40 protein-coding genes, 3 tRNA genes and 1 pseudogene are annotated in these 20,197 nt (G+C 48.5%); 5 read left to right on the top strand and 39 right to left on the bottom strand.

The window, feature by feature from the left end:
• Positions 1–119: 119 nt before the first annotated feature.
• The 29 genes from GXN74_RS14775 to GXN74_RS12165 all read right to left on the bottom strand — a co-directional run bounded on the left by GXN74_RS14775 (position 120) and on the right by GXN74_RS12165 (position 13,103).
• Positions 120–242, bottom strand: coding sequence for a hypothetical protein (locus GXN74_RS14775; protein WP_281355231.1), 123 nt, complete (start codon positions 240–242; stop codon positions 120–122).
• An 18-nt stretch (positions 243–260) separates the two neighbouring features.
• The gene (locus GXN74_RS12300; RefSeq protein WP_162371238.1) at positions 261–1,418 is read right to left on the bottom strand and encodes a phage portal protein; all 1,158 of its coding nucleotides are present in this window, start codon (positions 1,416–1,418) and stop codon (positions 261–263) included.
• A gap of 21 nt (positions 1,419–1,439) precedes the next feature.
• Positions 1,440–3,116 carry a terminase TerL endonuclease subunit gene (locus tag GXN74_RS12295; RefSeq protein ID WP_162371237.1) on the bottom strand — a complete coding sequence of 559 codons (1,677 nt, stop codon included), beginning with the start codon at positions 3,114–3,116 and terminating at the stop codon, positions 1,440–1,442.
• On the bottom strand, positions 3,106–3,447 hold the full coding sequence (locus GXN74_RS12290) for a P27 family phage terminase small subunit (protein WP_162371236.1): 342 nt from the start codon (positions 3,445–3,447) through the stop codon (positions 3,106–3,108). Before GXN74_RS12290 ends, GXN74_RS12295 begins: the two co-directional genes overlap by 11 nt.
• A 106-nt stretch (positions 3,448–3,553) precedes the next feature.
• Positions 3,554–3,901 carry an HNH endonuclease gene (locus GXN74_RS12285; protein WP_246208709.1) on the bottom strand — a complete coding sequence of 116 codons (348 nt, stop codon included), beginning with the start codon at positions 3,899–3,901 and terminating at the stop codon, positions 3,554–3,556.
• Positions 3,902–4,131: 230 nt separating this feature from the next.
• On the bottom strand, positions 4,132–4,599 hold the full coding sequence (locus tag GXN74_RS12280; protein WP_162371235.1) for a hypothetical protein: 468 nt from the start codon (positions 4,597–4,599) through the stop codon (positions 4,132–4,134).
• 116 nt (positions 4,600–4,715) lie between these two features.
• Positions 4,716–5,288, bottom strand: a complete 573-nt coding sequence (locus tag GXN74_RS12275) for a site-specific integrase (protein WP_162371234.1) — start codon at positions 5,286–5,288, stop codon at positions 4,716–4,718.
• A gap of 192 nt (positions 5,289–5,480) precedes the next feature.
• Positions 5,481–5,795, bottom strand: coding sequence for a hypothetical protein (locus GXN74_RS12270; protein ID WP_162371233.1), 315 nt, complete (start codon positions 5,793–5,795; stop codon positions 5,481–5,483).
• Entirely contained in the window at positions 5,792–6,217 is a 426-nt protein-coding gene (gene dut, locus GXN74_RS12265) for a dUTP diphosphatase (protein ID WP_162371232.1), read from the bottom strand. The genes GXN74_RS12270 and dut overlap by 4 nt, the downstream gene beginning before the upstream one ends.
• Positions 6,218–6,248: 31 nt before the next feature.
• Complete coding sequence (locus GXN74_RS12260) at positions 6,249–7,235, bottom strand: radical SAM protein (RefSeq protein WP_246208707.1); 987 nt, start codon at positions 7,233–7,235, stop codon at positions 6,249–6,251.
• Positions 7,235–7,444 carry a hypothetical protein gene (locus GXN74_RS12255; protein ID WP_162371231.1) on the bottom strand — a complete coding sequence of 70 codons (210 nt, stop codon included), beginning with the start codon at positions 7,442–7,444 and terminating at the stop codon, positions 7,235–7,237. Before GXN74_RS12255 ends, GXN74_RS12260 begins: the two co-directional genes overlap by 1 nt.
• The gene (locus tag GXN74_RS12250; protein WP_162371230.1) at positions 7,441–7,626 is read right to left on the bottom strand and encodes a hypothetical protein; all 186 of its coding nucleotides are present in this window, start codon (positions 7,624–7,626) and stop codon (positions 7,441–7,443) included. The genes GXN74_RS12255 and GXN74_RS12250 overlap by 4 nt, the downstream gene beginning before the upstream one ends.
• Positions 7,626–7,826 carry a MerR family transcriptional regulator gene (locus GXN74_RS12245; protein ID WP_162371229.1) on the bottom strand — a complete coding sequence of 67 codons (201 nt, stop codon included), beginning with the start codon at positions 7,824–7,826 and terminating at the stop codon, positions 7,626–7,628. The genes GXN74_RS12250 and GXN74_RS12245 overlap by 1 nt, the downstream gene beginning before the upstream one ends.
• Positions 7,783–8,157, bottom strand: a complete 375-nt coding sequence (locus GXN74_RS12240) for a LexA family transcriptional regulator (RefSeq protein WP_162371228.1) — start codon at positions 8,155–8,157, stop codon at positions 7,783–7,785. The genes GXN74_RS12245 and GXN74_RS12240 overlap by 44 nt, the downstream gene beginning before the upstream one ends.
• Positions 8,158–8,173: 16 nt before the next feature.
• The gene (locus GXN74_RS12235) at positions 8,174–8,311 is read right to left on the bottom strand and encodes a hypothetical protein (RefSeq protein ID WP_162371227.1); all 138 of its coding nucleotides are present in this window, start codon (positions 8,309–8,311) and stop codon (positions 8,174–8,176) included.
• 7 nt (positions 8,312–8,318) lie between these two features.
• Complete coding sequence (locus tag GXN74_RS12230; RefSeq protein ID WP_162371226.1) at positions 8,319–8,504, bottom strand: hypothetical protein; 186 nt, start codon at positions 8,502–8,504, stop codon at positions 8,319–8,321.
• A 9-nt stretch (positions 8,505–8,513) separates the two neighbouring features.
• Positions 8,514–8,726 (bottom strand): hypothetical protein, encoded by a 213-nt coding sequence (locus GXN74_RS12225; protein ID WP_162371225.1) that lies wholly within the window; start codon positions 8,724–8,726, stop codon positions 8,514–8,516.
• Positions 8,723–8,965, bottom strand: a complete 243-nt coding sequence (locus GXN74_RS12220) for a hypothetical protein (RefSeq protein WP_162371224.1) — start codon at positions 8,963–8,965, stop codon at positions 8,723–8,725. Before GXN74_RS12220 ends, GXN74_RS12225 begins: the two co-directional genes overlap by 4 nt.
• Positions 8,966–8,976: 11 nt before the next feature.
• Positions 8,977–9,309 (bottom strand): hypothetical protein, encoded by a 333-nt coding sequence (locus GXN74_RS12215; RefSeq protein ID WP_162371223.1) that lies wholly within the window; start codon positions 9,307–9,309, stop codon positions 8,977–8,979.
• Positions 9,260–9,496, bottom strand: a complete 237-nt coding sequence (locus GXN74_RS12210) for a hypothetical protein (RefSeq protein WP_162371222.1) — start codon at positions 9,494–9,496, stop codon at positions 9,260–9,262. Before GXN74_RS12210 ends, GXN74_RS12215 begins: the two co-directional genes overlap by 50 nt.
• A gap of 8 nt (positions 9,497–9,504) precedes the next feature.
• Positions 9,505–10,056, bottom strand: coding sequence for a replicative helicase loader/inhibitor (locus tag GXN74_RS12205; protein WP_162371221.1), 552 nt, complete (start codon positions 10,054–10,056; stop codon positions 9,505–9,507).
• The gene (locus GXN74_RS12200) at positions 10,053–10,907 is read right to left on the bottom strand and encodes a hypothetical protein (RefSeq protein ID WP_162371220.1); all 855 of its coding nucleotides are present in this window, start codon (positions 10,905–10,907) and stop codon (positions 10,053–10,055) included. Before GXN74_RS12200 ends, GXN74_RS12205 begins: the two co-directional genes overlap by 4 nt.
• A gap of 169 nt (positions 10,908–11,076) precedes the next feature.
• Positions 11,077–11,241: a DUF6906 family protein gene (locus tag GXN74_RS12195; protein ID WP_162371203.1), complete on the bottom strand. Its 165-nt coding sequence runs from the start codon at positions 11,239–11,241 to the stop codon at positions 11,077–11,079.
• On the bottom strand, positions 11,238–11,789 hold the full coding sequence (locus tag GXN74_RS12190) for a hypothetical protein (protein ID WP_162371219.1): 552 nt from the start codon (positions 11,787–11,789) through the stop codon (positions 11,238–11,240). Before GXN74_RS12190 ends, GXN74_RS12195 begins: the two co-directional genes overlap by 4 nt.
• Positions 11,790–11,814: 25 nt before the next feature.
• Complete coding sequence (locus GXN74_RS12185) at positions 11,815–12,339, bottom strand: zinc-finger domain-containing protein (protein ID WP_162371218.1); 525 nt, start codon at positions 12,337–12,339, stop codon at positions 11,815–11,817.
• 50 nt (positions 12,340–12,389) lie between these two features.
• The gene (locus GXN74_RS12180) at positions 12,390–12,596 is read right to left on the bottom strand and encodes a hypothetical protein (RefSeq protein ID WP_162371217.1); all 207 of its coding nucleotides are present in this window, start codon (positions 12,594–12,596) and stop codon (positions 12,390–12,392) included.
• A gap of 10 nt (positions 12,597–12,606) precedes the next feature.
• Positions 12,607–12,741, bottom strand: coding sequence for a hypothetical protein (locus GXN74_RS14770; RefSeq protein ID WP_281355230.1), 135 nt, complete (start codon positions 12,739–12,741; stop codon positions 12,607–12,609).
• A 10-nt stretch (positions 12,742–12,751) separates the two neighbouring features.
• Positions 12,752–12,898, bottom strand: a complete 147-nt coding sequence (locus GXN74_RS12170; protein ID WP_162371215.1) for a hypothetical protein — start codon at positions 12,896–12,898, stop codon at positions 12,752–12,754.
• On the bottom strand, positions 12,891–13,103 hold the full coding sequence (locus GXN74_RS12165; protein WP_162371214.1) for a helix-turn-helix domain-containing protein: 213 nt from the start codon (positions 13,101–13,103) through the stop codon (positions 12,891–12,893). Before GXN74_RS12165 ends, GXN74_RS12170 begins: the two co-directional genes overlap by 8 nt.
• Before the next feature lie 103 nt (positions 13,104–13,206).
• Here GXN74_RS12165 and GXN74_RS12160 point away from each other — a divergent pair, with 103 nt between their 5' ends.
• The gene (locus GXN74_RS12160) at positions 13,207–13,533 is read left to right on the top strand and encodes a hypothetical protein (protein WP_162371213.1); all 327 of its coding nucleotides are present in this window, start codon (positions 13,207–13,209) and stop codon (positions 13,531–13,533) included.
• Between the two features lie 3 nt (positions 13,534–13,536).
• Here the strand turns inward: GXN74_RS12160 and GXN74_RS12155 are convergent, their stop codons facing one another.
• The 5 genes from GXN74_RS12155 to GXN74_RS12135 are packed head-to-tail and all read right to left on the bottom strand — an operon-like array spanning position 13,537 to position 14,747.
• Entirely contained in the window at positions 13,537–13,701 is a 165-nt protein-coding gene (locus tag GXN74_RS12155; protein ID WP_162371212.1) for a hypothetical protein, read from the bottom strand.
• Complete coding sequence (locus GXN74_RS12150; protein ID WP_162371211.1) at positions 13,694–13,891, bottom strand: hypothetical protein; 198 nt, start codon at positions 13,889–13,891, stop codon at positions 13,694–13,696. The genes GXN74_RS12155 and GXN74_RS12150 overlap by 8 nt, the downstream gene beginning before the upstream one ends.
• Positions 13,863–14,267, bottom strand: a complete 405-nt coding sequence (locus tag GXN74_RS12145; protein WP_162371210.1) for a hypothetical protein — start codon at positions 14,265–14,267, stop codon at positions 13,863–13,865. Before GXN74_RS12145 ends, GXN74_RS12150 begins: the two co-directional genes overlap by 29 nt.
• Entirely contained in the window at positions 14,257–14,508 is a 252-nt protein-coding gene (locus tag GXN74_RS12140) for a hypothetical protein (RefSeq protein ID WP_162371209.1), read from the bottom strand. Before GXN74_RS12140 ends, GXN74_RS12145 begins: the two co-directional genes overlap by 11 nt.
• 2 nt (positions 14,509–14,510) lie before the next feature.
• Positions 14,511–14,747, bottom strand: a complete 237-nt coding sequence (locus tag GXN74_RS12135) for a helix-turn-helix domain-containing protein (RefSeq protein WP_162371208.1) — start codon at positions 14,745–14,747, stop codon at positions 14,511–14,513.
• Between the two features lie 149 nt (positions 14,748–14,896).
• On the opposite strand from GXN74_RS12135, the gene GXN74_RS12130 reads away from it, so the two are divergent.
• The 3 genes from GXN74_RS12130 (at position 14,897) to GXN74_RS12120 (ending at position 16,650) form a co-directional block, all read left to right on the top strand.
• Positions 14,897–15,295 carry a helix-turn-helix domain-containing protein gene (locus tag GXN74_RS12130; protein ID WP_162371207.1) on the top strand — a complete coding sequence of 133 codons (399 nt, stop codon included), beginning with the start codon at positions 14,897–14,899 and terminating at the stop codon, positions 15,293–15,295.
• A 160-nt stretch (positions 15,296–15,455) separates the two neighbouring features.
• Positions 15,456–16,085: an Ltp family lipoprotein gene (locus tag GXN74_RS14615; RefSeq protein WP_246208706.1), complete on the top strand. Its 630-nt coding sequence runs from the start codon at positions 15,456–15,458 to the stop codon at positions 16,083–16,085.
• 112 nt (positions 16,086–16,197) lie between these two features.
• Positions 16,198–16,650, top strand: coding sequence for a hypothetical protein (locus GXN74_RS12120; protein WP_162371206.1), 453 nt, complete (start codon positions 16,198–16,200; stop codon positions 16,648–16,650).
• Between the two features lie 129 nt (positions 16,651–16,779).
• Here GXN74_RS12120 and GXN74_RS12115 read toward each other — a convergent pair whose 3' ends face one another.
• Positions 16,780–17,778, bottom strand: a complete 999-nt coding sequence (locus GXN74_RS12115) for an Abi family protein (protein ID WP_162371205.1) — start codon at positions 17,776–17,778, stop codon at positions 16,780–16,782.
• Between the two features lie 172 nt (positions 17,779–17,950).
• Entirely contained in the window at positions 17,951–18,088 is a 138-nt protein-coding gene (locus tag GXN74_RS12110) for a hypothetical protein (protein WP_162371204.1), read from the bottom strand.
• A 160-nt stretch (positions 18,089–18,248) separates the two neighbouring features.
• On the opposite strand from GXN74_RS12110, the pseudogene GXN74_RS14930 reads away from it, so the two are divergent.
• Positions 18,249–19,292, top strand: a pseudogene (locus tag GXN74_RS14930) (recombinase family protein); the annotation flags it as partial.
• Between the two features lie 449 nt (positions 19,293–19,741).
• Here GXN74_RS14930 and GXN74_RS12095 read toward each other — a convergent pair.
• The 3 genes from GXN74_RS12095 to GXN74_RS12085 form a co-directional block, all read right to left on the bottom strand.
• A tRNA-Met gene (locus GXN74_RS12095) sits at positions 19,742–19,815 on the bottom strand.
• 37 nt (positions 19,816–19,852) lie between these two features.
• Positions 19,853–19,925: transfer RNA gene (locus GXN74_RS12090), tRNA-Val, on the bottom strand.
• Between the two features lie 54 nt (positions 19,926–19,979).
• Positions 19,980–20,052 (bottom strand) — tRNA-Trp (locus GXN74_RS12085).
• Positions 20,053–20,197: the final 145 nt, after the last annotated feature.

The following is a 20,197-nucleotide window of genomic DNA, read 5'->3' as shown; positions in this document are numbered from 1 at the left end:
TAGAGCGCTTCGAGCAGCCGGGCAAGAGACATCGCATTGGCGAAATCACGAAGAAGCAACTCCATTTGTACAAGTGTCTGGGGGTAGAGCCACCAGCCTAGGTATAAATTCCCGGGAATTCAGGTTTCAATTGTCTCATCGTTCCACCAGTCATACGAATCCCCCTGGATGTGTCCGTAGATGTACATTTCCAGGACTCCTGGTTGTGCGGCCTGCTTGATTTCCCATAGTTTCTTTTTCACTCTCGAATCACCTCCTTGTCATTCATTTGTCCCACCGCCGGCCTCTTTCAGGAATTCCTCGACCGTCGAGTAGTTCTTCGTGATGAAGTGCTTGTATGCCCAATCCTCCGCAATCGGTTCATCACCCACAAGGTTGCGGATGTCGTTGATGCAGAACGCTCCTGATGATATGAGCTTGTCGATTGATGTGGCAACGCTTAACAGGTCGATGTGCTTGATGGCCTTGGTGTCGATTTTAACGAAGGTGCCTTTTACAAATCCTTTGTACCCGGAGCGCTTTCGGTTGATTTCCTCTTGAATCTTGTCACACAGCGGGTCGATGCAGAACGTAAGGAAGCTGTTGACCACATCCTGATTGTTTGCCACCTCGCCCCGCAAGAGCACCTGGGGGATACAGAAAGCCCTGGCGGTGAAATCATAGATGTCATCCACCATCGCCTTGATGTCCCTGCTGCCTTCCGACACCCTCTGGTCCAATTCGTTGTACTTGTATCCGTCGAACAACGGCAAGACGGCGTTGTCAGCCTTAAAGAAGGTGGTGAACCTTTCATTCATCATCTTCTGGAAGGTTTCTTGGAAGTTCGCCTTGCCTTGGGCAACACCCGATATCTCCAGGGTCCCCTTGTTGCCCTTCGATTTCTGGAATTTGTCCTGGGCATAGGCCACCATCTTGCCATAGGTTTCATACATCCCATTGATAAGCCTTCGGATGTCCTTGTTGTTCAGCTTCAGATACAGCACATCCTCCATCATGAAGGTCCTGTTGAAGTTGAAGCCGTCAACGGTGACATTCTTGAACTGATAGTCATACAATGCGTATGTCTCCTTCGAAAAGGAATCCGCAACCAGCATCTGGCCAGAAACCTCAATGATCAGCGCCTCGTTATTTTCATAGAGCTTATGTACCATCTTCTGCAGGAACTCGCTTGAATTCTGGTTTCGGTTCGGCTCTATGTTGAAGAGGTAATATTCCTGCAGCTTGACCTCTTTGGAATTCAAGTAGGTCTTGAACTCGCATTTGCTGACTGAATTCGCTATCAGGTTGACTGCAGACTGGAAAGCCATGTCCCTGATATAGAGTTCAGCCGCAAGGTTGAAAAATTCCGATGGATCCACGCTGGTCTCAATCGGTTGTCCATTCGAGAGCCTGTCGATGATCCACGTTAAAATCCCCACGTCGGCACCTCCTTTCATCGGTCAATATGTAAATACGTCCACATCCGGGGTGCTTGAGGAACCCCCATCTCCCAGCTCCGGCTCCACAACCATTGCAGCCACTAGGGCCATGAAAGGATCGGTCTTTCTGCTTTTCGCTTCGATTTTACCGTAGACGAAGTTCCCAACGTCGGTTCCCTGCTTTTTGCCCGACCGGATTTTTTTAGCATTGTTTGTCCCCCAACGCATGACCGGATTGTCCCCCCATGCAAAATTCTGGTTTGCAAAGCAACTGTCGATGACCGGTACGACCTGCATGATGTCCGAAGGCCGCACCAGCTTGATGTTTTTCATCTCTTTATAGTCAAAGCCAATCCTCTTGAGGGAGTTGGCCATCAAAGCATAACGGTAATTGTCGATTCCAAGCTTCACGATATGGTAGTCCCTGCTGTTTTCAAGGATCCAATCACAGAGTAGGTCGGGGCTGATTTCCACATCATCCACCAGGGTGAGATATCCCCGTTCCACCCATTCCCTCCATGGTGCCTTGATTCTGGGAAGGTCCCCGGAATTCTTGCAGAGCCATGAGTGGGTTTTCCAGTAACGCTTGTCACCGTCCCTGATCAGGAATCCAACAGATGCGAAGTCGGTCACCATAGCGTAGTCGATGCCTACCACGGCCGTCTTCCCCTGCAGCATCTCCTCCGGCACCTCTTCGCAGGAAGCCAGGATGTTTTCCCATGATGTGACCTCTATCTCCTTGTTGCCGTCAGGAATGTTCATCCTCTTGGTCATGAAGGCGCTGAACTGCCCTGGATTTATCTTCCAGTCCCCATATTCCTTCTCGATTTCCTCCTGGAGGTTCGGAAGATATGGCAAGGACGGGTTTGCCATGACCCAGTTGTCGGGATCATGGACATCCTCCTTCGTGTTCAGCTTCGCTATGAATGGCAGCAGTCCATTGTCGCTGATCTCACCCTTCAGTATCTGCTTGGCCTGTTCCTTCTTGTGGTCCAGCGGACCATCCCGGACGTCACCGTCCGTGGTCAGGAATGCGCGTCTTGGGTGTTTTTTCTTACCAAGACCTGTGGTGAACACGTTGATGTTGTCGTAGTTTTCGTACTGGTGGATTTCGTTGAAGATGACAGCTCCGGATCGCAGGCTGTCCTTGCCTTTTGGGCTGTTGGTCCTATACTTCAGCTTCGACCTGGTCTTGAGGGATAGGATCATCTCCTTGTTCCAGTAAAAGAACTTCTTCAGCTTCTTCGTAATGGACGGGTCCTCAAGAACCTCATAGACATCTTCAAACGGGCGCATGGCCTGGTCTTCGTTGTTTGCACAGATGTCGATGTCGTAGTACTTGATTCCGTTGTGCTCGGACAGCAGGCAAAAGGCCACGAACGCGATGAAGCCATCCTTTCCCGCACCCCGTCCAATCAGGCAGAACAGGTCTGGCCAGCGTGGCATGCCATCGCTTTTCCTGTATGTGCAGCAGTGCAGTGCCAGAAGGAACTTTTCCCACTCGAACAGTTCGTAGGGGAAATATTTCTGCAACCCCAAGTACTTCTCCAGCTGCTCATCATCGGTGTAAATCTCTTCGGTGGCAAAGCATTTTTTCACATGGGCTGCCAGAAGGTGCTGCTCCTCACAAGCGAGAACTTCACCATTCTCGACCATTTCGATGTAGCGCTGTATGTGTTGGTTGATTCTATAGTTCACCCACATCACCATCCATGTTTGATGGCTTGATTCCCAGCTCTGTCAGCAGCTTGAGCATCTGTGCATTCACCTTGATCCGCAGCTCGATGCTGTCGTTTTTCTTGCGTCCCCTTTGTCCGCCACCATTGTTGTACAGGACCGTTACCCCTTTTTGCTGGATGTCATCCACCAACAGACATTTGGTAGTCCACATGTCCATATAGTCCCTGACAAGGTCCGTATAGTATTTTCCTACAGTGCCATTTCTCTCCAATTGGTCCAGCAAATCCTGCTGAATTTCCTGGTACGATTCCGACTCCAAATACTTGCGTGTCTTGGCATTTGCCGCCATATCCCCACCCCCCCTGCATCAGGCACGCGCTGCCCTCCGACCTGGGTAGACCCTCCGCAGTCAAGCCGGTTTTTTTCAAAACCGAAAATTTTCGAGGGGGGGTATCTCACCATCGTTCAGGTGTCAGAGGCTTTGCTTTTGGTCCATGTATCTCCTTGTGGCATTGGTCACACAACGGCGTAAGGTTCCTGTATTGTTTCCCTTGATAGAAGTAGTGCTTGCTTAGCGCAAGTTCCGGATGCCGCCTGACATACTGCTCATGATGAACAGTTGTTGCCTTCGCGTACATCTTCCTGTTCTTGCACCGCTGGCATTCGTTGTTGTGTTCCTTTATGACTTCTTCACGTAGGCGCAGCCATATGCTCGAAGTATAGAATGCGTGCAGATTGTCCTGGGCAATGAGCCCTCTTATCCACTTGCCTACTTCTATGTCCGACATGTACTTCTGCTGCATAACATCACCTACTTAACACGCCTGCATTCCCGCCCCTATGCATCCAGTTAGCGTGTTCCTTTACCCGTATACACCATATTGATCTGATCTATCTCAAGTTATCCTTTTACTTTTACTTTGAAAGCCTCGGAACGTCGTCTGCTCCAAGGCTTTCACTGAGGTGTAGCATCTATATGAAAAAGGAGGCTGTGAGTGAAGTGCTCACGCTTTTTATCCTAACCTGTGTTTTCTCACATTTTTTCACATGTTGCATGATTGTCACAATTCTTTTTCATATCATCTATTTCTTTGAGGATCCTATACACATGCCCTTGGCTATAGTTCAGTTTCCGCGCAATCATGTGGACCTTCAATCCATCCATCCTGTACATGATGACCTGCTTCTTCACATCGCCGATCATGTTGATTGATTTCCTTAATTCATCTCTCTGCTGGAAAAGGGCCTGTAGTTCCTGGTTCAACTCAGCTATCAGCTTGTTCAGCAGCGCAATGTTGTGCGCAGTCTCGAATATGTCCTGCTGGTGCTGAGAGGTTTGAACACGCTCAATCGAATAATCAATACCCATGTTGCAGTCACCTGCCGGCTGGTATTGTGCAATCTCTTTTGCCAACTTCCTTTCTGCTGTCATCTTCCTGCTCCTACATACTGCAATGCTCTCCTGGACTTCTCTGTACTCTTCGATGATCCTCATTTTCATGTCCAATTGCTCCCTGTATTTGTCATATCTTATTATTTTGTCAAATTCGCAGTCAGTTTTTTCTTCTATATAACGCACTCGAAAATCTTTTCCTTATTTGACGTTGACGCATTATGTCAAATCCGTCCCTTTTCCTCCAGTCTTTTATACCTGAAATCATTCACCGCCCTGTTCTTGATGTCCTGGGTGAGCCCAATGTAGCGCTTGGTGATGCTGATGTTCGAGTGGTTGAAGATATCCTGCAGAGTCATGATGTCGCCGGTCTGTTGGTAGTAATGGTAGCCGAAGGTTTTCCGCATCGTGTGGCAGCCTATCTTCTGCAGCCCGAACTTCTCCGCGGCCTGGTTCATGATGTTGTAGGCCTGCTGCCTGCTGATTGGAGCCTTCTGGTTCTTTCTTGATGGAAACAGATACTCGTAATCCTCTTTGCCCTTGATGTATTTGTCCAGGATCTTCCGCAGGTCCCCATTGATGGGTATCAGCTGCTCGTTGCCGGTCTTTTTCTCCCGCATGGCCAGGTACGTCTTGTTTCGGACATCCCTAACCTGCAGTGGCAGTATGTCGCTGATCCGGATTGGTGCGTATATACCCATGCACCACATGACGTAATTTCGCTCTGACTGCTCTTTGAAGTAGTCCGTGATGTCTAGGATCATGTTGTAATCCCGGATTGGTTCCACCGTGTTCATGTAATCACCTCATTTGGCTATAAATATAGGGAAAGCGCCCTGAGGGCTTTCCCTATTGTTTTCTTCAGATTTCCGACTGTCGCCACGGGTGTCATATCCTTTAGCCAAAGGTGCCTGTCATCAAGTCGGGCAGGCGCCCCATTTCAAGTCAGCTCTATGTTAAGCCTTGCGGCTGGTTGCTTCAGTTGTCTTTCAGATGTCAATGCCTCCCATGTAATCTGCCATGTCTTGCCTAAACGCTTCTTCTTCCGGGTCATCTTGTCCTTCCATACCTCTTCTTTTTTTAAGGCATACAGTGCATTTGCCTGCAACCAGATATGCTCCACAGACATTGCATACAGGCGTGGTCTGCTCAACCTTTTCCTGTATCCATTGGAGGCAGCATTCATGACAATCGGTTACAGAATCACATATGATTTCAGCATCCATTGAATCGTTCGGGCATTGGATCAGGAGCGCCAGCTGCTGGTCCGTCATCTGCCTTATTTTATCGCCGTTGTTCTTCATCTCACCCCCGTGCTGCCAAGACCTCCGGCAGCTCTCTCCGTGTCGTCCAGTGTTTCGACCTTTACCCATTCTACCCGTGTCACCGGCGCCACCACCAGCTGGGCTATCCGGTCACCGGCAAACACCTTGTGGCACCTGTTTGTGTGGTTGATGAGGATCACCTTGATTTCGCCCCTGTAGTCCTCGTCGATGGTTCCTGGACTGTTGGCCACACAGATGCCGCGGCTAGCCAGCCCTGACCGGCTCCTGATCTGCGCTTCATATCCTTTCGGGAGCTGGATGCGAATCCCTGTACCTACAACTTCGGTAAGGCCTGGCCAAAGCACCACATCCACCTCAGACCTCAAGTCCATCCCTGCAGCTCCCGCGCTGCCATAGCTTGGCAGCTCAAACGATGAGCTGTTGATTATTTTCACTTTCATTCATGTCCTCCTTCTGCTCTCCTGGCTTCTGTCAAACAAACAAACTCATTTGCTCGTTTTTGTCCTTAACCCATGGTTCATACTTATCAAAACTGCACACCTTATATATCCGGCTATTTACCCATCTTGCGAAGTGTTTCAACCGTATATCGTTTTTTTGGTTTTTGTTGTATACCATAACGTATGGGCTGACCTTCAACTCATGTATCTTCCATAGCCGGTACATATCTTCTTCGAACGTCGTATCGAACCCTACCAACATGAAACACAGATGTTTGTATGGTTTGATCTGCTTGCTTAACTGTGCTATTCCCTTAAAAATAGAGTCCTCATGTTTCATCAGGTCCCACGCATAATGCACGGACCTCAAATGATTTATCTCCGCCAACGCCTTCGCCTTTTCATCTGTAATCAGACGCACATCGATTCCCTGAGTCAAATCAACAATCAACCCACGCTCTTTAATTTCCTGGCACTTCTCAATCATCAACGGATCTGCCGTAAAATTATTATCAAGCATCGTTATTACGTTCGACCTTGGGTTAATGATGTCCTTGATTTCTCCTACTTGACGGAACGTTCCCTCCTTCAGAGGGACGAAGCAGAATCGGCAGCTCCTTATGCATCCGCGTGATGTAAAACCAATTCCCATGTTCAGCAACGCATCAACCTTCTTAATTTTTGCATCCCTTGTCATTATGCCCTTCGTTCTCTTTTCGAGATAATGGGCAGAATACAGATCGTAGTCCGGCCGGCAACTTTCTATTTCATCTGGAAGCGTCTTGTGAATATCCCAGCCCGTTCCACCAAACTCAATGTCTTTATGCTCATCCGCTAACTTTTCAGCCTTTCCACGATTCCATGTGAACAAGACAGAGCAGTATACCTTATCATAATGCTTTTGGGGCTCTGCAATCTCTACTTGGCACCCCATCGCTTTATAATAGGCCGATAGTTTCATCAATGCTAGGTTTGGGATTTTTCCGTCAAAATCGATTAACCCGATCTTCAAAGCCATCACCTCACCGGGCAGACGCCACCCGGACAGTCGGAATCAACATCCCCGCCTACGACCTTGTACCGATGCCCGCTGTAGTCCAAATCGTCCAGCACCGGTAGGGCTTCAAGCACCGCACCGATTCTCACGGTACCGGTAATCTCGTCTGCGTGGATGCGCTTGGCGCATTTGGTGTAGATGTACGGGTAGTTGATAAATTGTATTGTCATTCAATATCCTCCTGTAGCCAGCGGGCCACGCATGCCAGCTCCTCCTCGTGTGTGCAGGTGACCTTGTCGATGTCCGGATTGCAGCTTCCGTCGCAGTGAGCGGCGTCCATGATCTGTATCTTACGGAGCTCTTCTGCCATGCCGGCCGCGTCCAGCGATTTGATGTAATCAAACCTTGTCATTATTCGTCCTCCTGATCCAGCCTCACCAGCACCATCCGGTTCTTCGCATTCCTTACACGCCGCTGGTATGCCGGGTAAAGGTAGAACCGGATGGTCTCCGGTTTCACCCCTTGCATCTCGGCTAGTTCGTCTATGGTCCCAATTCCCAACATCTCCTCACCCTTGTAAAGGGCGAACTCCTTCGTGCGAACACTTGGCATCCTTGCCCTCCTTTGTGATCTTCGACCCCTTGCTGGTCGTGTGCATCACATACCCGTGCTCTGCGCACAGCTTGCGGATGCGCTTTGCGATGCTGCCGGATGACCCAAGCGCACCGCCCATGTCCACCACTGTCGGCCCCAAGTGGAATACCCCGTTTTTGCGGTAATCGTTAAAAATCCTCTCCGCCAGCTGCTGCGGGCTCGGGGCATCCTCCCGTTCCTGTTTTTTCTTGCGGTTTGGCTTTAGCTGGGTTCCCAGTGTGACCTCAAGCCGCCGGTCCTCGTCTGCGGACACCATCGAAAAAAACTCATCCACGTCAACCCATCCCATTTCAGTCCTCCTTCCCCTACAGGTAATTCTTCCCCACCAGCACCGCTACCATCGCCCAGGCCGTGGCCTGGTGGATCTTGTCCGGCTTCAGCCATCCGAACACGGTGCACACAGCATATGCTGCGGCAATCCATGTAACCAATGTATATGCCATACTGTCCTCACTTCCTTGTCAGGATGATGATGTTGGATACGGTCATCAGCGCCGCCGCGACCTGCCAGGCGACCACCGAATTCCGCATGCTTTTCCGCTGCCAGTAGCTGTTCATTCTTTTACCTTCGTTGTACAGGATCCATCCGATCCATCCGGCTCCCAGTGCTGCCATTGCCAATACTGCATTGATCATGTGCTCCCCCTATTCCGCCGGCATGTCATAAACCGGCAAGCCCTTGATTATGTGTACCCTGATGTCCTCGATGATTTCCTTTGCCCTGTCTTCGGTGTAGGTCCCAACTCCTGCAATTTTATCCAGTCCTGGCACCATAGCCACTATCTGGATCCTGTTGTCCGCAGTGGTTATGAATCCTGTCTCTATGAGTTCATGCTCCTGTGTCCTAATCCAGATCATGCCTTCCTCCCCGTGATGTCAGCCATACCTTGCACCAAGATCGTCTCCAGGAGCTGTATCGTTCTTTCGACCGCATCGTCATCATCCATGAGCACATCCACGATTGGGGATGCCGATGCCTTTTTTACTCCGAAATCCATGAACAGCTTGAAAAGCTGAATCTCCCTGTTATGCCTTTGCATCTCATTTTGGTCCTCGAACAGCTCTCCGTCCAAGGCCTTATAAGCCACTACCTGCATGCCCTTCCTCCTCATTCCTTGATGATCTGTGAACCCCGGCCCGACCGTACCAGGTAGTATCCCTGCTCCCTGCAAATCTTCTGGAGCATCCTGGACACACTTGCCACCGCGCTTGTAGGCTTGCCGAAGCTTTCCACCGTTTTGCGGAGCACGAAATCCCCCCGGCCTTTTTGCTGCTCAAAGATGATTCCAGCCACTTCCCAGTTCGGCATTCCGCTGGGCGGATATTGTTTTTCCTTCATGGCTTTCGCATGTTCATCCCTGGACTTGGCCATTTTCTTGAGTTCCGAGTCCTCATACCTGCTCACCCGATCCAGATACTCCTCTACCGTCTCCCACCCCATTCGGCTCCTCCTTCTCCTTGACGAAAAGCATGTCCCCACCAATCACCGCAGTGCTCGGCACCAGCACCAGCTCTCCCTTGTGCAGCAGCACCCAAATCAGCTTCCCTTGGCACTTGAAGATGGGTTTGAACGTTTCGTCCGTCCTGTTTTTCTTTGCTATTTTCTTGAGTTCGTCAAACGTAATCATGCTGTCTCCTACATCGTCATTTTGTCCGCCAGGCTTAGGATCTGCTCCTTGTGCTTGTCCTGCAGGATCCTTGCCCTCCTGTGCAGCTCCAGCGGTATCACCTGGTTCCTCTTCTCCTCTTCGGCTGCAGCCTGGTAGAGCTTCAGGAAGTGTGCCCTGTCGGCCATCTGGTTCTCCGACATGCACAGGTTCATCCAGCCCATGTTCCGGACGATGCCGGCGGTCACCTTGTCCATGCTTGCCAGCGCCTCCTCCTGCCTGGAATACCCGAACCGGCGGATTGCCTTCTGGACCTGCCCCCAGGCTTCGTCAGGACTAGTTCCAGGTCCCTGGACGGCACCCACCAGGGCACGCCTGATTTCCGCAATCGTGGGCGGATACTGGCTGGTAGCCACGTACTGCTGGACCGCCACCTGCACCACCGGATACTGGTAGTCGGCAAGCATCATGGTCCACAGGTTTATCGCCCCTTCGGCCTCCTGCTTGCTCAGGTCCGCGTAGAACCTTGGGTATGCAGCCTTCAGGAATGTCAGTGTCTTGATCGCTTCTTCCCTGGTCAAAAGAATCCCTCCTCCCTGCCTATCTCCAGGAACACATTGCCACGGCTTCCTGGTCCGGATCCACGGGTGTCCTTCTTGAGCTCGAAGATGCCCTGCCATCCGTTGACGATGGACTGGTGCAGGATGGCGACCTGGTCAACCTCCCGGGTGGCCATCTCCTCCAGCTTGTCCAACAGCATCTTCACGGCCAGGGCTGTCATCGGCTTTTTCATGGCCTTGCGGTGCTCGACGAAGTCCTCCATGGCCTTCACCATGGTTTCCGAGAGGTTGTGGTCCTCGTAGATGGCGGGCAATTCCTCCTCCAGGCGGGGCTTTGCCGCGCCGCTTTTTTTACCGGAGGTTTTTTTCTCTCTTGTAGTCTTTTCCTCCCCTGAACTATCCTGACCTAACCTAACCTCTCCTAACCTAACCTTACCTAACCTATGCGGACCATCCGCCGCATCTGGACGTCCAGTGGACGCCATTTGACCGCAGTCCTCTGTTTCGGCGGGTTTCACAGCATCTGCCCTCTGCTTTTTCTGCAAGAGTTCAGCTTCCGGCACGATCTTCACCAACAGCTCCTTGTACATGCTGTCCACCTTCCTGTCGGCCCGGATGAGGTTGTGCTCCTTCCAGTCCGTTATGAAGGACACCAGGTCCTCGTTGAGCACAATCACATATCCTTTGGCTGTGAGCACCCGCAGGTCGTCCTCGGAAGCGCCCACCTGCCGCATGACGATGAATGCCTCCACAACACCATCGTCGTCCGCGTTCATGGCCAGGTGAAAGTAAAGGTTCTGGCTGCTTACCGGCATCCGCAGGAATTTTGCCGATGTTACTATTTTTTGACTAAACATTCTTCTTTGCGCCATTGCCTGTTCCCTTCCTTCCCGTTACTGTTATCACCCTGTTTCCGTCTTCCTCATCCACCCTGCACGTCACAAGGCTTTCGCATACAGGGCATCTGGCAACCTCCACTAGGGACCATGCCTTGTACCCGCATTCACACTCCAACACCAAGAATCCTCCCATTCCATCACCTCAACCCTCCGTGAGCCGGAAGAACCTTTTCTTCCTGCTCAGCTTGTTGACAGCCTCGAACATCTCAAGCGTGTGCCGGATCACCATCCAGTTGTCCGGATTCAATCCGTGTGCCGCAAGCTGCAGCTTCTCTTTCCTCGTGGGCCTCCTACCGCTGTTCCTCATGCATCAGCCACCTCCTTTCCCGATGTGAGCACCAGACGCACACCGGCACCTTCTGGGCAAAAGACCAGTGTGTTCCGGATGAACTGCATCAGCTGGAGCAGCTGGAACTCTCCATCCACACGGATGTTCATGTCCATGAAGATGTTTGCCTTCGATGCCGAAATCTGCTCCTCATAAGCGAGCGCCTCTTCCTCGTCCTCCTGATCCAATGCGGGAGCAAGGGAGCCGTAAGCATCCGGTTCCGGTGGGATAAGGTTGACGGCAGCCCACTGGCCATCCTGGATGTCCAGGATGTAGCCATGGTCTTTCAGGCAGGCATCCGTCATCTCCTTGCTCTTGGTCCGTTGCCCGCGCTGCTTGTCCTTCGGCACGCCGGCAATCTCCATGGCCTTCTCGAAGTCAATGCCACCAGCGCTCCCGATGAGGTGCCTGGCCAGGCCGGCCCAGTCGTACTTGTAGCCGCGAACCTCTTTGGGAGCTTCCTCCGGCTTCTGCGACTTTGCCATTCTGGCCATGAATTCTTCCTTCGACATCTTCTGCTTTTCCATCTTTGCCTCCTATGCTATAATGGTTTTAGAGTATTTCCTTATCAGCCCGTCCTTGCCGATGGGCTTTATTTTTTTCTACCGCTTGTTCTATGGCGAGTATGTGCTCCTCCAGCACCTTCTGCAGGATCTGCAGCTTGCCCTGCATCTCCTCCAGCTGCACCAGCTCTTCCGGATCCACCACACCATCCGCAAATATCTCGAACATCTGGTTGATGCAATCCCCCAGCACCCGGTTGTGTGCCGCCAGCTGCATGCTGGACACCGACAGCTCCATGGTCTTGGCGGCATGCTTCAGCTTCTTGCCTATGTTGCACTCGTTGCAGCAGTAGGAATGCAGTAGCTCCGGTGCGTGGTACAGGGCGCTCATGCGCAGTGCGATGTCCACCGGCACCTGCAGTATCCCGAGTTCATACTTGGCCAGCGTCGTCCGGTCGATGAACAGGTACTCCGACGCTTTCTCCCGGCTGGTCATTCGGCTGTCGTACTCCGCCGCCCTTGCCCTTGCCTTGTAATACACATTGTCTGCAGCCTTTGTGGCCCATTTACCCATTGAGTGGCACCTCCTTCTGGTTTATGCTTAAAACAACACTTCAGGACGTCCTATCCAATCTCACATTCCAATTCCACCTGCCCATCGTCCAGGTCAACACACATGACCCTGACCGGTACGAACATGATGTCGCCGGTCGCCATGGGGATCTTCTCCATGGCCATGCTGATGACCAGTTCCATGGGCAGGTCGGTCTTTGCCTCCGCCTCGAATTCCTCACCTTCTTCATTCACGTGGATAAAAACGATTTTTGTCATGCTTCCTCCTTTAGCGAACCATCAGTGCCAGTGCCATTATCGTGCCGATTGCGATGACCTGCCAGAACTGTGCCATCCTCAATGCCCGGCCCCTGTCTGCCAGGACCAGTGCCTGCTGCTTGTCCTTCAGTGAGATGATCTTCATGATTTCCTTCTCATCCATGGTTTGCCCCCTCCTTCTGCTTCAGCTTCTCCTTCTCCAGTGCCAGGACCTTCTCCAGATAGAATGCGTAGAATGCCCGGCGGGCCGTCTCCGGTGCCGGATTCTGCGACTGGATGACGTTCACCTTGATCTTATCCATCGTGCTCCTCCTTTTCTCCAAGGACCAGCTCCGTCCCCAATGCGGCCATGATCCTGTCCGCGATGTAGATGTTCGGAACCCTCTTGTTCTGTTCGTAATAGTTTATTGCAACACCGGTGCATCCGGCTCTTCTGCCAAGCTCTCTAGCGCTTATTCCCATTCTTGTCCGTTCTTCTCGAATTACGGCACCTATGTTTTTCGCCACTTGACACCTCCAATAAATCAAAGTACAATATGTAGTGTGCAAACAAATGTTTGCAACAATATATTGTGGTTAGTAGCCACGTTGATGAGAGGAGGTGAATACTTTGGCAAAGATGAAAATAAAAGGATTGAAAGAACTTGAAAAAACGCTTAAAGACATTGAGAAGAAAGTAAATAAATCTTTCAACTCTGGAGTCAGTGTGGATGTTCTTTTCAGCGAATCTTTTATGAATCGTTATTCGGATTTCTCATCATTTTCGGAGTTTCTTCAAAGTGGCAGCTTTGAAGTAAATTCTCAAGAAGATCTAGAAGCTTTAGATGATGAGAAAATAAATGAACACGTTCGTGCGACAACCAAATTTTCTTCGTGGCAAAAAATGATTGATGCTGCAACGGAAATTTATACCAAAAACGTATTTGATAATGTTTAAGACCTAAACCATTGAATGCAGCGCCTTTATCAGTTCAAGAAGGACTGCGACCCTTCCTGGATTGAAAAGCGCTGTATTCAATTCTGTCGCAAGCTGTTCCTGGGCTTTTACAAGAAGCCTCCTGTTCTGTTCATTGATGCATTTCAAGCAGGTGCATTTCTCACACATCACTCTTTTCTCCTTTCATTACAAGGTGGTCAAAGGCCTTGTTCTTCACTTGATCCAGGAAATAAATCATTTCCGAATACTTTGTTTCATGCTTGATCAAAACTTCAAGAATTTCATCCACAACCTTATTGGCCTCTTCTTCGGTTATGGAATGTCCGTCTTCAAAGGTCAGCAGATTCATCTTTTCCATCCTCCGCCTCTTCTTGCTCGCCTTTCACATATCCATGGCAATCCAGCAGCTTTTCATAGTCTTCCTTCAGCTTCTCCAGTGGTGTCGCAGCTATGTATTCGTTCGAATACAAGATGTTACCCTGTCCATAGAAAAACGTCATCGGGTTCTTAAAAGGCACTAGGTTTGCTTCCTCAATCCACTGCATTTTTTCGATTGATATTTTGTCTTTCACAAACAACTCCGGCTTCCCCATCCTCTTGCTGATCGCATAGGTAAGAGCATTCACTTCACCAAAGAGCACCTCGATCTGGCTTAATTTCTCCAGCGCCTCCCTCATGTTGGAACGCAGCTCCTTGACGACTTCACAATCGTTCACGTCAATTTTAATGTCCATCTTTCACCTCCAATGGCTTGTAGCCGTAGAACTCCGTACCGCCTGGCGTAGTATAGATGTATTTGGTGCGGCAACTAAACGACGGTTGCTGTACTTCATGTTCAGGGAAGGCGCTTTCGAACTTACCACCGTACATGTGGATGCCGTCTGCCGAAAATGCAACGATTTCCGGGTACTTCTCCATCGCGTTCCTTACCATGGCCTGGATGGATTCCAGGTATGTGATTTCTTGCATTGTCATAGCTACGCACTTCCTTTCTTGCAGTTCGAGCCATTTTTAAACGTATCGTTTAATTCGTTTGCATAAATATAGTCAAGAGTCTTACCGTAAACAGTTGAAACTTTAATTGCGATGTCCGGCGGAAGCCTTCTGAGTCCCTTTTCGTAAGCATTATAGCGTTGCACAGATATTCCTATTGATGCAGCCATGTCTGTCAATGTAAGACTGTTTGATTCTCTAATAATTTTTAGATTGTTCATGAATTCACCTCCTTGTAAACGATCTGTTTAATTGTATTATATTTAAACAGAGTGTTTATGTCAAGCAAAATAAAACGTTTTGTTTAAATTGCTTTTTTCGAATTGAAACTGTTATATAATATAAACATAACGTTTATGGGATGATGATTATGACATTAGGAAAACGACTAAGAAATTTGAGGGAGCAACTAAATCAGAGTCAGACTTATGTTTCAAAGATGTTGAAGATTACACCACAGGCATATTCTCAATATGAACGTGACATCAGGATGCCAGATGCTGTAATGCTACAAAAACTATCAAACTATTATAATGTTTCGATAGATTATCTTTTGGATAAACAGGATGATTCTTATTTGCACCCTTCTGATGATCTGAAACCCAAGGCTACTCCAGAGCAGAAAAAGAAACTGGCTGATGATATCATGCAGTTGCTGGAGGACAAGGGAATAGTGCAGCCTGGCCAGGATTTGACCAGGGAGCAGCTTGAATGGCTGAAGAAGCTCATCGATCAGGCTGTAGATATAACACGGATGGGGAGAGAATAACATCACTGGTACATCATTGGTACACAGCTGGGGAGCTGTATGGTGAGGGGGAACAGTATGAACAAGGACGATTCATAAGCAAACGGCTCTGGAGAGGGCCTGTTTGCTTTTTTCATAGTTACGGAAATTTCAACGACAACTTATCTAGATGGAGGGAATTATGGCTGCGAAGATGAAAAACTGTAGTACCTGCAATGCTGAGATTGCTAGCAACGCGAAAACTTGCCCCAGTTGCGGAGCAAAGAACAAAAAGCCCATTTATAAACGATGGTGGTTCATCCTGATACTTGTGGTTCTAGTCTTGAGTGCGCTTGGAGGCACGGGAGGGGAAGATGCGGAAACTCCGGAACTTCAGAGCGTAGCCAGCAGGCAGCCGGCTGAAGAGCTTGCTTCTGGTGAAGATGCAACAGAACCTTCTGCCGAAGAGCTTGCTTCTGATGAAGATACTGCAGAACCTACTGTCGCTGAACCTGAAAAACCGGTGAATACCGTACCGGAGATGACGATGGGACAGAAGAATGCCCTGAAATCAGCACAACAATACCTGGATTACTCCGCCTTTTCTTATGAAGGGCTGGTCAAACAGCTGGAATACGAAGGCTACTCCAATGCAGATGCGGTATATGCTGTGGACCGCTGCGGGGCGGACTGGAACGAACAGGCTGCCCTGTCCGCAGAAAGCTATTTGGAATATTCTTCTTTTTCGAGGCAGGGCCTGATAGACCAATTGGTATATGAAGGTTTTACCGCTGAGCAGGCGGCCTATGGAGCCACCGCTGCCGGATACTAACATTTGGGGATTTCGCACAGCCAGACCTTTGCCTCTGGCAAAAGGTAGACGGGCAAAGGTTGGGCTGTGAGATGTGATATGTTCTTGAGGATGCTGTGAGGGAGGGAAGGATATGACAGAGATAAGTCGCGTTAATAAATACTTTAATTTTAAGAAAGAAATCGCTAAGGTTGTACACGAATATGTTGATGAAAACAAGAGTATTTTGTTACTAAATTCTCCTGATGGAAAAAAATTTACATCATTCGATAACAGTGCTTCATTAGATATAACCATGCAAATTGATAACAGAAACGTTCCAAATAAAAGCTCGATGGCTATATCTTTCAATGAAAATTTTGTTAGCAAAGAACTCTGTGATAGTTTTCATGTAATCGTTGATAATGGCGGATTATCTTTAACGTTAGATAATGAAATCAATAGGCTCACAACTTTTGATAATCATATCTTGAATGAAAATATAGATAGGATACCAGAATCCTTTCACGCCAAATTCAAAAAAATATTATATCTGATGTCAGATTTTGAAGCTTTTTCTGATTTTTCTGCTTCACGACTATTCTAGGCTTAAACACTTTTGAATAGTATAACCTTAGATAAAGCTAATTATAAAGTAGAACAGAGAGCCAAGTCACCGACTGGCTCTTCTTCTTGTAAAACCGTGCCAAATGAAAAAAGCACCTCTTGTGAGGTGCTAAATCGCTTTGAGTATATCTTCTTTCCACGTTTGGTTGAAGCCAGACAATAAAATTATGTCACTAAACTTGACAGCTGAGAACTTTTCATCGTAATCCTTAAACAGACAATCTATCTTATCAATAAAATCAACATAATCTATCTTTGGCATTACCAGTTTTAAAATACATATTAAAGTGAATAGGTTACTATTATTGAAAGTATCTTTGTTGATATTAATTCTATCACCAACAAAATATTTCGTGAAAAGATCTGCCCTTATTGGTTTCCTAAGTTTAAAAAAATACAAAACTTCCTCATGAGCACATACATTTCGAAAAAGATTCACAACCTTAACTATTTGTGCTATCTCGCCAATATCAATCTTTTCTGTAGTATTATATTCATTTTTATATTGACTGCTGAAATCCCTTGCGATTTTTCCCTTTATTTTGCTGTCTACCGCAGAGTAAAAATATGACATATTCCCTATTGTAAGGCTGTTAACTAAAACCCATAATGGCACGCTCTCATGATTCTCAACGTAATGGCTGATATATGCACTTTTAGCTTTATGTTTGTTTGTATTTCGATTAATCTCATTAGAAAGCGCTGCAATATTATTTAGGACATGAGTAAGATCTTCTCTTTCGTTAGAATAATTTTGTACATTAATGTATGCGTATGGCTCGCTGTACTCCTCGGCAAAGTTATAAGCACATGATGTCTTAAAATGTGTTTCAAATTTTAGCAAGAAGCCTAGCAACAACATTCTCATATCTCTGTCAAAATTATGTAGGCTATGTATTTCTTCAAATCTACAGTTTTCAACATACTGTTCTGGGATAAGGATGTTACCACTCAAATCCTTTTTTAAAAAAGGTTTTTTGTAACCATTTATAACATTGTAGTAGTTTTCTTTTGCTAGAACTTTCTTCGCATTATCTTCATTGCTAATTATTAAGCCTCGTGATTTCAATTTAGCTACTTGATCTGCCAATGTCAAGAATGGTTTCACTATGATATCCCCCCATAAATAAAATAGCCTCACCGCGGACGGTAAAGGCTTGATCTGTGTTTACATTATAACGCCATATTGATAATACCACAAGCATTTTTTGATATTTTCTTAATATAAAATATAAGCTTATGCACAGCACTTGTCAATCAATTGTGGACAAGTGCCTCCCCTAGTATTTGTTGATTTTTTCATTCTCTTTGTTTACAGATTCATAGGCCTTTATGATTTTTTCAATTATTTCCGGAATATCCTCCTCTTCCAGCTCTTTCTCCACCAAATACCTCTCCCACTCTTCCCTGATTTCCACCTGCAACACCTTCTCCCGGTCATCTCTCTATGCAGCACCTGCGTTCATTTTAAACCGAACACTTGTTCGTGTCAATCATTTATGTTATAATCTGTAAAACAACGTTGCCGAAGTCGCTATTGCCGTTTTAAGACGTCGTTTTATACTGGGGTATAGATATATGGGAGGAGCGCTAGAATTGAAAAGAGCCGTGGTCTACGCAAGATTTTCAACAGACAATCAGAGGTATGAATCCATAGATGCACAGGTCCGGGCCTGCCAGGAGTTTGCAGGCAGGAACGACATGGTCATCGTGAACCAATACGTGGATGAAGCTCTCACAGGAACCAAAGATGAGCGCGAGAACTTCCAGCGCATGATCCAGGAGAGCAGCCTGGGCTTCTTCGACGTGGTCCTAGCCCACAAGGTGGACCGATTCGCCCGGGACGAGTACGACTACCATGCCACAAAACGGCTGCTGAAGAAGAGCAACGTCGATATCCGGTTCACCGCCCAGGACTTCGGGAACACGCCGGAATCCGCGTTGATGGAGAACGTCCTGGTGGGGATGAGCGCCTACTACTCCCGGAACCTTGCGGCGGAGGTGATGAAGGGAATGAAGGAGAATGCCTATAAGTGCAAATACAACGGGGGTTATGTGCTCTACGGATATTCGGTGACCTCTGATGGCACCTATAGGATCAACGAGGAAGAAGCTGCAGCTGTCCGGCACATCTTCGAGTCTTACGTTGCAGGCCAGCCCTTCACAACCATCATGGAGTGGCTTAAGGGCCGCGGGTACAAAACCAGAAGGAACAGGGATTTCAGCATTGGGGCTGTCAGGGAGATGCTGAAAAACGAACGGTATACGGGCGTCTATATCTTCAACGACAAGACCAAAGCACGTAAGCCAAAGGCTCCGATTGAAATCATCCGTATCGAGGGCGGAATCCCTCAGATAATCACCCCGGCCTTATTCCAGGCTGCGGTAAAGCGGATGGAAGCCAACAGGCAAGCTCCTGGGGCCCATAAGGCCAAGCGGATCTATCTGCTGAGCGGAAAGGTGGTGTGCAGCCATTGCGGAAGCAGCATGCAGGCCAGCAACCGCATCGGCGGAGCCAACAAGACCTATTATGCCTCCTACCGGTGCGGAGGCAGGAAAATTCGTGGATCCTCCTTCTGCGACATGCGCGGGATGAACGCGGACGCCCTGGAGGAAATGGTCCTGGACACCCTGGAGAATCAGGTGTTCACCGACAGGAACATCAAGCACATGGCCAAAAGGCTACACAACGAGTACAGGGATGCCCGGGGCAGGCATTGGGACACAATAAAAGCCCTGGAGAAGAAGCTCCAGGGCGTAGAGAATAAGATTGGGAATATCATAGATGCCATTGCGGACGGGTATCGGCAAGCCGGCATGAAGGAAAAGCTGGTTGCGCTGGAATCGGAGAAGAATGCCTTGATCGGCAGCATACGGGCCGAAAACGTGAGCAACCAGCTGGATCTGACGCAGCTGGACATCGAGGAGATGATGCACGAAGGCAAGGGAATCAAGTCTAAGGATCCTCTGGAGCAGAAACGGATCATCGACCTGTATGTGGAGAAAATCGAGGTAAAAAAAGAACAGGTAGACGTTTACATCTACCTGTCGGACAGTGTGGTTTTCAGTAGTAGCGGAGAACGGAATCGAACCGCCGACACCACGGGTATGAACCGTGTGCTCTAGCCATCTGAGCTACTCCGCCATATGTAATTGTTCATTCAATGGAGGCTTCCATCGAGTGGGCGCAACAGGGCTCGAACCTGTGACCCCCTGCTTGTAAGGCAGGTGCTCTCCCAGCTGAGCTATGCGCCCTGGGAATTCAATTTGCACCGGCAACCGGTAGGCCGCCTGCACAAAGGTGTTGAACAGGAGTAGTAGGACTCGAACCCACGACATCCGGTTTTGGAGACCGACGTTCTACCAACTGAACTATACTCCTATGCACGGTATAAATGATTGTACATGTCACTTCCACACAGCATTTTCCACAGCAAAAACCACCAGCATTTTCAACCTTTTACACAATTATGGTTTGACGCCTAGTCGCCTAGGTCAAGCCCTCGACCGATTAGTATTGGTCAGCT

It is taken from the genome of Anaerotalea alkaliphila, from assembly GCF_010179735.1.
Classification (GTDB): Bacteria; Bacillota; Clostridia; order Lachnospirales; family Vallitaleaceae; genus Anaerotalea; species Anaerotalea alkaliphila.
Note: the sequence above shows the minus strand (reverse complement) of the source record. Positions and strands in the feature narration are given on the sequence as shown.